Source organism: Bacillus sp. AP50 (genome assembly GCF_040492675.1).
Classification (GTDB): Bacteria; Bacillota; Bacilli; order Bacillales; family Bacillaceae_G; genus Bacillus_A; species Bacillus_A cereus.
In genome coordinates this window covers 1-9,177 of record NZ_JBEUTW010000332.1, presented here as the reverse complement: position 1 = coordinate 9,177, position 9,177 = coordinate 1, and the positions used below count along the sequence as shown (strand labels likewise).

The following is a 9,177-nucleotide window of genomic DNA, read 5'->3' as shown; positions in this document are numbered from 1 at the left end:
GGTGTAACTCTCTTCGAAAATTAGAAAATTAGAATCGAACAGATTCCTCATTCTTACTTTTAGGATTCAAAACTGTGCTATTTTTATTTCTATTAAAAATAAAATAAGAAAGTATGATAAGAACAGTAACAAACATTGTTAAAAGTGCTTGTGAACGTAAAGTATCAATTGCGAACATCGCAACTAAAACTGCTATAATAGCAACAATTGTAACATACGTTACATACGGAAAAAGCCACATTTTCACTTTCAAATTTTGTTGTTCCACTTTCCCCATTTTTTTACGCATCTTTAAATGCGAAACTGCAATAACGAGATAAACTAGTAACGCAATCCCGCCAGATGCATTCACTAAAAACAAAAAGACTTTATCTGGAGAAATGTAACTAAACACAACGCCAATATAAGCGAAGAAAGTTCCAAATAAAACGGCCCGAACTGGAACACCACTACTGTTCAATTTCAAAAACGCCTTTGGAGCATCTCCTCTTTCTGCCATCGAAAAAAGCATTCTTGAGTTTGTATATAAACCCGAATTTAAACAAGAGAGTACAGCTGTTAAAACGATAAAATTCATAATTTGTGCCGCAGCTGGTATTCCTATATGTTCCAATACAGCTACAAATGGACTTTTTAATATGTTTGCTGAATTCCATGGCAGTAGCGTAACAACTACCGCTATAGACCCAATAAAAAATACAAGAATACGCCAAATCACACTGTTTGTTGCTGTTTTTACTGCTTTTACAGGTTCTGCAGATTCACCTGCGGCTACCGCTACAATTTCTGATCCCATAAATGAAAATATAACGACAGTAATTCCAAGCAGTACCGAACTTATACCGTTTGGCATAAATCCACCTTGTCCAATTAAATTCGAAGTGCCGGGTGCTTCTGTTCCTGGAACAAATCCTAAAATAACAGCAAGACCTAGACAAAGGAACAAAACAATACTTATTACTTTAATAAAAGAAAACCAATATTCAAACTCTCCAAATGATTTCACCGAAAAAACGTTCGTCAGCGTTAATAAAATTGTTAATATTAAACTTAATAACCAAAGCGGTATTTGTGGAATCCAATATTGGATAATACCAGCACCTGCTGTGGCTTCTATTGCAATAACAATTACCCAAAAAAACCAGTATAACCAGCCTATTGTATAACCCGCCCAAGGACCAATCGCTTCTCTTGCATACGTTGCAAATGAACCACTTGTCGGATTAACAGCTGCCATTTCTCCTAGCATTCTCATGACGAAAATGACTAGAAGTCCTGCTAATGCATATGAAACGATAGAACCTGGTCCTGCCGAATGTACAACTGCACCACTTCCAACAAACAAACCAGCCCCTATTACACCGCCAATTGAAATCATTGTAATGTGGCGTATTTTGAGGTCTTTCTTTAGATTTTTATCCAAATCTTGTACATCCCCTTCCAAACTAAATTTTGAAATTTATGTAAGAGTACTGTGCGAAAGATTTTGTCCTATACTTTAAAATATATCAAAATATTCTGAATTCAACAATTAAAATTCAACCTCCTTCAAAAATTATTACATTAGGTTTAATACTTTCCCATACACAATTGTTGAGAAAATTATAGTCCCTTTACAAAAGAAAGAATTTTCAGATATTATTAAATAAACAAGATTATACATCTAGACAACTTTTTGTATAGGAGTGTTGATATGTTAAACAAGTTCAAATTTTTTTGTTGTATTTTAGTAATGTTCTTACTTCTACCGTTATCCCCTTTCCAAGCACAAGCAGCAAACAATTTAGGTTCAAAATTACTCGTTGGATACTGGCATAATTTTGATAACGGTACTGGCATTATTAAATTAAAAGACGTTTCACCAAAATGGGATGTAATCAATGTATCTTTTGGTGAAACTGGTGGTGATCGTTCCACTGTTGAATTTTCTCCTGTGTATGGTACAGATGCAGAATTCAAATCAGATATTTCTTATTTAAAAAGTAAAGGAAAGAAAGTAGTTCTTTCAATAGGTGGACAAAATGGGGTCGTTTTACTTCCTGACAATGCCGCTAAGGATCGTTTTATTAATTCCATACAATCTCTGATCGATAAATACGGTTTTGACGGAATAGATATTGACCTTGAATCAGGTATTTACTTAAACGGAAATGACACTAACTTCAAAAACCCAACTACCCCTCAAATCGTAAATCTTATTTCAGCTATTCGAACAATCTCAGATCATTATGGTCCAGATTTTCTATTAAGCATGGCCCCTGAAACAGCTTATGTTCAAGGCGGATATAGCGCATATGGAAGCATATGGGGTGCATATTTACCAATTATTTACGGAGTGAAAGATAAACTAACATACATTCACGTTCAACACTACAACGCTGGTAGCGGGATTGGAATGGACGGTAATAACTACAATCAAGGTACTGCAGACTACGAGGTCGCTATGGCAGATATGCTCTTACATGGTTTTCCTGTAGGTGGTAATGCAAATAACATTTTCCCAGCTCTTCGTTCAGATCAAGTCATGATTGGGCTTCCAGCAGCACCAGCGGCAGCTCCAAGTGGTGGATACATTTCGCCAACTGAAATGAAAAAAGCTTTAAATTATATCATTAAAGGAGTTCCATTCGGAGGAAAGTATAAACTTTCTAACCAGAGTGGCTATCCTGCATTCCGCGGCCTAATGTCTTGGTCTATTAATTGGGATGCAAAAAACAACTTTGAATTCTCTAGTAACTATAGAACATATTTTGATGGTCTTTCCTTGCAAAAATAACAAAGTAAAACTATAATTAGCCCTCATCAATCGGACATTTATGGGCAATCAATGCAGGATAAAAACAACAATAGGTCCCTTTATAGGTCCTATTGTTGTTTTTTACTTATGAAAATTACTTTGTCACATCTAAAGTTTTAAGAAACTCTTTTCCATCGACCAACATCGCACGTTCCTTGGAATCATATTGTTAAATATTCTAGTTACTATTTTGCTTCAACACAAAAATTGAAAGTTCAGGTACACTACAAAATCTAACAGGCATCCTAGTAGTCCCAATGCCACGATTTACATATAAATATAACGGCTTACTCTTCCCCTCTACTTCATACATACCTTCAACGTAGTGCTCAGCTAGTTTGGTAGTAATTAACGGACCTACAAAAGGAATTTGGACTTGTCCTCCGTGACTATGTCCTGACAGTTGAAGATCAACTGGGTAACGATTTATTTTGGTTACAACATCCGGCTCATGTACTAATAACATGTTGAAATCATTTTGTTTCAAGTTTTTTAAAGTTGAATCTATTTGCGGCTTCCCTAATAGAAAATCATCCAAACCTGATATTATAATATATTTGCCGTTTTCCACTTTAATTTTCTGTACTTCATTTACTAATACAGAAAAACCAGCTTCTTCCATATATTTTTTGTAAAATAAACTACCGCCCCCGCCCCTATCATGATTCCCAAACACAGCATATTTCCCTAAGGGAGCGTAAATTTTCTGCAAAATAACCTTCGCTTCTTCTCTTTCCGCACTATAAGACCCAAATTTATCTATTAAATCTCCGGTAAAAACTACTATATCTGGATGTAATTCATTCATCTTCTCCACTAAATGTTCAAGTTGTTTCAGTGTAAACTCTGGTCCTAAATGTACATCTGAAAACTGCAATATTTTTTTATTATTAAACTCTTTAGGAATTGTAGAAGCTTCTATTTCATTCCACGTAACTGTTACTAGTTTTCGTTCTATTTCTGTCGCATAATAATACAAACTTACTGGTATCATTAATATACTTATAAAACTAATAATAAATATCTTTACGATTGATTTTTTTCGTTCTTTTTTTACATGATTCGTATTCATGTTTTCACCTCTAGAAACACTTTAAATCCTTATTGTTACATTCATGTGACAACATGAACAATGTTATCAATATGTAATTCCCTCTCTATTCACTTTGACAATTTTATACAGAAGTCATAACATATTTTTATAATACATAGATTTTCGAAATTTTTTCTATTCATTCCATCATTTTATTACGGAGGGGTTATTCATGTCTGTATTTACACCAGAAGAAATTACGGAACTTGCTGCTAATTCCGGAAGAAAAAAAGCTCATTTATCATTACTCCCTATGTTAATTCTCGGTTTTTTTGGCGGTGCTTTTATAGCATTAGGGTATTTACTCGATATTCATGTTATTGGAACAATGCCAAAGGCTTGGGGATCATTTACTAGTTTTCTAGGCGCTGCTGTATTCCCTATTGGCCTTATTCTCGTTATTCTTGCAGGCGGTGAACTAGTAACTGGTAACATGATGACAGTTTCTATGGCCTGGCTTCAAAAGAAAATTACTTTATTTTATTTCATACGAAATTTAGTTATTGTTACATTTAGCAATTTCATAGGGGCTGTATTTGTAGCCTACTTTTTCGGTCATATCGTTGGCTTAACTGAAGGAGCTTTTTTAGCAAAAACTATTTCTATCGCTCAAGCGAAACTACAAGATACACCATTGCAAGCATTTATTTCTGCAATCGGATGTAATTGGCTCGTTTGTTTAGCTGTTTGGCTCAGTATGGGAAGTAAAGAATTTATCGGAAAGATTATCGGTATTTGGTTCCCGGTTATGACTTTTGTTGCGATTGGATTTCAACACGTTGTAGCCAATATGTTTGTCATCCCAGCCGCCATTTTTGCCGGTCATTTCACTTGGGCTGAATATTTTCCAAACTTTATTTTTGTTTTCTTTGGAAATTTAGTAGGAGGTATGTTATTTGTAGCACTACCTTACTTCATATCTTATAATAAGAAACTACCTGCTCATCAAGAGAAGACTGAAATGAAGAACAAATCTCTGTCCGCTTAAATGGAATGTCTATAAAGTGCCCTAAAAAATATTACAAATTTCATTTTTTTTGCGAATATATGTACGTACACTTGTTCTCGAATGTTTTATACGTTATAATAACAACTTAAATAGCATTATTTACATATGAGGTGAAAAACATGAACAAAACAGAATTAATTAAAAACGTAGCACAAAATGCTGAGATTTCTCAAAAAGAAGCTACTGTAGTTGTACAAACTGTAGTAGAATCAATCACTAACACTTTAGCTGCTGGTGAAAAAGTACAACTTATCGGATTCGGTACATTCGAAGTTCGTGAAAGAGCTGCTCGTACAGGCCGTAACCCACAAACTGGTGAAGAAATGCAAATCGCAGCTTCTAAAGTACCTGCTTTCAAAGCTGGTAAAGAACTAAAAGAAGCTGTAAAATAATGAAAAATATCCTTCTCATTTATGAGAAGGATATTTTTTTCATAACATAATTAATAAAAATCTGACCATTATGTTGTTTCTTTTGTTCTTTTATGCAAATAAAACCTTTACTTTCAAAAAAAGGTTTTGCGGTAATGCTCGCCTCTGTATATATCTCCCTATGCCCTAGGTTCACTGCTTCTTTTTCTAACTTCTGTAGTATGTATGAAGCGACTCTTTTCCCTTGATAATCTTTATGCGTAAATAAACGATCTACGTAACGATCATCGTTATAATCCCCAAACCCCACAATCACACCTTTATGATCCGCTACATAGCTAATATTCTTTTCTAAAGACTGTAACCAATTTTCTCTATCTAGTCGCTCCGGTGCCCACGCCTGTAGCTGTAACTCATTATAATCTTTTGCATTAACCGTATGAACTGTTTCATAGAACAATTGTAATACTTGATCTAAATCTTCTTTCTGGAATGTTCTAATTATAATATCTTTTAACATATATAAGTCTCCTTACGAAACTACCTCTTAACTTTTCTACTACATACGATTCTATATTTCTGCTTTATTATATCGTTTTAATTTCTATACGAACAAAAAAACAATACTTATTCAAAGTATTGTTTTTTAATTCTATTCAATTACTTAATGTAGCTCTTTAAGATTTTAATTTAACTCTTTGTAATCGTAATGCATTTAATACAACGGATACAGAACTAAATGCCATCGCTGCTCCAGCAACCCAAGGGGCTAAGAAACCTAATGCCGCAATTGGAATTCCTAACGCGTTATAAGCTAATGCCCAGAATAAATTTTGTTTAATATTTCTTATCGTCATTTTACTCATAAAGATCGCATCAGCAATACTATTTAAGTCACCGCGGATTAACGTTATATCCGCTGCTTCCATCGCTACATCCGTTCCCGTTCCAATTGCCATACCAATGTTCGCTGTAGCAAGAGCAGGAGCATCATTTATCCCGTCTCCAACCATCGCTACTTTCTTACCATTTGCTTGCAGTTTTTTCACTTCTTCTGCTTTTCCTTCTGGCAATACTTCTGCAATTACGTGATCAATACCAACTTGCTTTGCAATTGCCTGAGCAGTTTGTGTATTATCTCCTGTAATCATCACAACGTCTAGACCCATTTTTTTCAGTCTTGCGATAGCTGCTTTTGAAGTATCTTTTACAGTATCTGCAACGGCAACTATACCAGCATATTCTTTATCGATTGCAATAAGCATTGCTGTTTTTCCTTCTCGTTCTAGCGCTTCCATTGATTTAGAAACTTCTTCAATATCAATATTGAATTTCTTCATTAATCGACGTGTACCAATTAATAAGTGTTTTCCTTCTACAACTGATTCGATACCAAATCCCGGAATCGCTTCAAACGTTTCTGAACTTGGGATATCAATTTTCTTTTCTTTAATTCCTTCTACAATCGCTTCTGCAAGTGGATGTTCAGAATTTCTTTCTGCTGCCCCTACTAATCTAAGCAGTTCATTTTCATTGAATCCATCTGCTACAATTACATCTGTTAACACCGGCTTCCCATTTGTCACTGTACCCGTTTTATCTAAAATAACCGTATCTAATCGGTGCGTTGCTTCTAAATGCTCTCCACCTTTAAATAAAATACCATACTCTGCTGATCTTCCTGATCCTGCCATAATAGATGTAGGCGTTGCAAGACCTAATGCACATGGACAAGCGATAACAAGTACTGCTATCATTTTCTCAAGTGCTCCGCCAAAATCACCAGGTGTAACAAATATCATCCATACTGCAAATGTGATAATCGCAATCACAACTACAACCGGTACGAAAATACCTGAAATTTGATCTGCTACCCTTTGAATAGGAGCTTTTGAACCTTGTGCCTCTTCTACTACTTTAATAATTTGAGCTAATGCAGTATCTCTTCCTACTTTAGTTGCTTTCACTTTTAAAAATCCATTTTTATTTATTGTCGAACCTATTACTACATCCCCAATTGACTTATCAACAGGAATACTTTCACCCGTTAACATCGATTCATCAATTGCTGACTTTCCTTCTACAATCTCACCATCTACTGGTATTTTTTCACCAGGCTTTACATAGACGATATCACCAGCTACTACTTCTTCAATCAAAATTTTTATTTCTGTTCCATCTCGCACAACTGTAGCTGTCTTCGCTTGTAAACCCATCAATTTTTTAATTGCTTCTGATGAGCGCCCTTTTGCTTTCGCTTCAAATAATTTACCTAAAATAATTAATGTAATAAGTACCGCACTCGTTTCAAAATATAAATCTGTCATATGTTTCGAAGAACCAATAGATTGAATACTTAAATATACACTATAGAAATACGCGGCCGACGTTCCAAGCGCCACGAGAACATCCATATTCGCACTTTTATTACGTAACGCTTTATAAGCTCCAACATAAAACTGTCCACCAATGATAAATTGAACAGGGGTTGCAAGTGCTAGTTGCACCCAAGGGTTCATTAACATATCCGGTAAATAAATAAACGACGTAAATGAGAAATGACTAACCATTGCCCACAATAATGGGAAAGATAAAATAAACGAAATAATAAACTTCTTCTTTTGTCTTTCAATTTCTTGTAATCGATGATCAGTTGATGCATCTTGATCATCTGGTTTCACTTCTAATTTATATCCTAGCTTCGTAATCGCACTCTTCATTTCATTTACATTAACTTCATCAGGATTAAAGTCTACTGTAGCTGATTCTAAAGCAAAATTTACTGTCGCTTTGTTCACACCATCTAACTTATTTAAACGCTTTTCAACTCTATTTGCACATGCTGCACATGTCATTCCTGAAACAGTAAATTCAGCTTTATCACTTACAATTCCATATCCTAACGATTCAACTTTTTCTTTAAACTGTTGCGGATTTGTTTTAGTTGGATCGTACATTATTTTTGTTTTTTCAAGTGCAAAATTTACATTCGCCTCATGAACACCTTCTACTTTTTTTAGACCTTTTTCAATTCTATTTGCACATGCCGCACATGTCATTCCTGATATTTGAAGATTGGCCTCTTTTTTTTCATTCATGTCTCTCACCTCTATATACCCTTATGAGGTATAATTATTAGCAAAATAAATCGTACTTCATTTAAAGTACGATTTATTTCCATATCTAAAAATAATTATTGAACATCGTATCCTTGGTCTTCGATTACAGCAACGATATCTTTTAATGTTACGGCAGACGAGTCGATAGTAACTTCAACAGTTCCTTCTGCTAATTGAACCTTCACTTGTTCAACACCGTTTAGCTCTTTCACACTGCTTTCGATAGCATTTACACAATGTCCACAAGACATACCTTCAACCTGTAATGTTAACTGTTCCATTTAAAATCCTCCTCTTGTTTATTCATTGTTTGTTAATCACAATTACATCTTACCATACCCCCCTAAGGTAATCAATGGTTTTATATCATGATTTTTCAATTATTTTCTAAAAGTTTATTTTACACACACTTTTTCACATCAATACGCCGAGATCTTATTATGAAGGTAAACAAAAAAAAACAAGCCAGTGACATACTAGCTTGTTTTTACGCTTTTGAAAAACGTTCAAATACAGTCATTAATTCTTCAATTGCTTCGTCACCATTGCCATCTTTAATAGCACCTGAAACACAATGACTTGTATGGTTTTTTAATACACCCATTCCTACTTTTTTCATCGCTGCATTAATCGCTGAAATTTGCACTAAAATATCCACGCAATAACGATCATTTTCAATCATATTTTGAATACCGCGGACCTGTCCTTCAATTCTCTTTAATCTATTTATAATCTGTTCTTTTTCTTTTTCTGATCTATGTGTTACTGCTTCATGCTCTTTATGATCC

General features: G+C 34.6%; 9 protein-coding genes. 3 read left to right on the top strand and 6 right to left on the bottom strand.

Annotation, left to right across the window (positions count from 1 at the left end; translation table 11 throughout):
* Positions 1 to 28 precede the first annotated feature (28 nt).
* Positions 29 to 1,423, bottom strand: coding sequence for a GABA permease (gene gabP, locus ABWK52_RS21580; protein ID WP_000360110.1), 1,395 nt, complete (start codon positions 1,421 to 1,423; stop codon positions 29 to 31).
* Between the two features lie 270 nt (positions 1,424 to 1,693).
* Between gabP and ABWK52_RS21575 the strand changes: the two genes are divergently transcribed.
* Positions 1,694 to 2,776: a chitinase gene (locus ABWK52_RS21575; RefSeq protein ID WP_000932440.1), complete on the top strand. Its 1,083-nt coding sequence runs from the start codon at positions 1,694 to 1,696 to the stop codon at positions 2,774 to 2,776.
* A 199-nt stretch (positions 2,777 to 2,975) separates the two neighbouring features.
* Here ABWK52_RS21575 and ABWK52_RS21570 read toward each other — a convergent pair whose 3' ends face one another.
* Positions 2,976 to 3,869 carry a metallophosphoesterase gene (locus ABWK52_RS21570; protein WP_001095345.1) on the bottom strand — a complete coding sequence of 298 codons (894 nt, stop codon included), beginning with the start codon at positions 3,867 to 3,869 and terminating at the stop codon, positions 2,976 to 2,978.
* A 193-nt stretch (positions 3,870 to 4,062) separates the two neighbouring features.
* Between ABWK52_RS21570 and ABWK52_RS21565 the strand changes: the two genes are divergently transcribed.
* Together ABWK52_RS21565 and ABWK52_RS21560 are read left to right on the top strand one after the other, a co-directional pair.
* Positions 4,063 to 4,878 carry a formate/nitrite transporter family protein gene (locus tag ABWK52_RS21565; RefSeq protein ID WP_000110530.1) on the top strand — a complete coding sequence of 272 codons (816 nt, stop codon included), beginning with the start codon at positions 4,063 to 4,065 and terminating at the stop codon, positions 4,876 to 4,878.
* Between the two features lie 140 nt (positions 4,879 to 5,018).
* Entirely contained in the window at positions 5,019 to 5,291 is a 273-nt protein-coding gene (locus tag ABWK52_RS21560) for an HU family DNA-binding protein (RefSeq protein WP_001043904.1), read from the top strand.
* A 19-nt stretch (positions 5,292 to 5,310) separates the two neighbouring features.
* Here ABWK52_RS21560 and ABWK52_RS21555 read toward each other — a convergent pair whose 3' ends face one another.
* From ABWK52_RS21555 to ABWK52_RS21540, 4 genes are all read right to left on the bottom strand, one after another.
* The gene (locus tag ABWK52_RS21555; RefSeq protein WP_000910158.1) at positions 5,311 to 5,790 is read right to left on the bottom strand and encodes a GNAT family N-acetyltransferase; all 480 of its coding nucleotides are present in this window, start codon (positions 5,788 to 5,790) and stop codon (positions 5,311 to 5,313) included.
* A 157-nt stretch (positions 5,791 to 5,947) separates the two neighbouring features.
* The gene (locus tag ABWK52_RS21550; protein WP_001003182.1) at positions 5,948 to 8,368 is read right to left on the bottom strand and encodes a heavy metal translocating P-type ATPase; all 2,421 of its coding nucleotides are present in this window, start codon (positions 8,366 to 8,368) and stop codon (positions 5,948 to 5,950) included.
* Between the two features lie 95 nt (positions 8,369 to 8,463).
* Positions 8,464 to 8,670, bottom strand: coding sequence for a copper chaperone CopZ (gene copZ / locus ABWK52_RS21545; protein ID WP_000436973.1), 207 nt, complete (start codon positions 8,668 to 8,670; stop codon positions 8,464 to 8,466).
* 206 nt (positions 8,671 to 8,876) lie between these two features.
* The coding region (locus tag ABWK52_RS21540) for a metal-sensing transcriptional repressor (RefSeq protein ID WP_353772122.1) at positions 8,877 to 9,177 on the bottom strand (301 nt) is incomplete at its 5' end.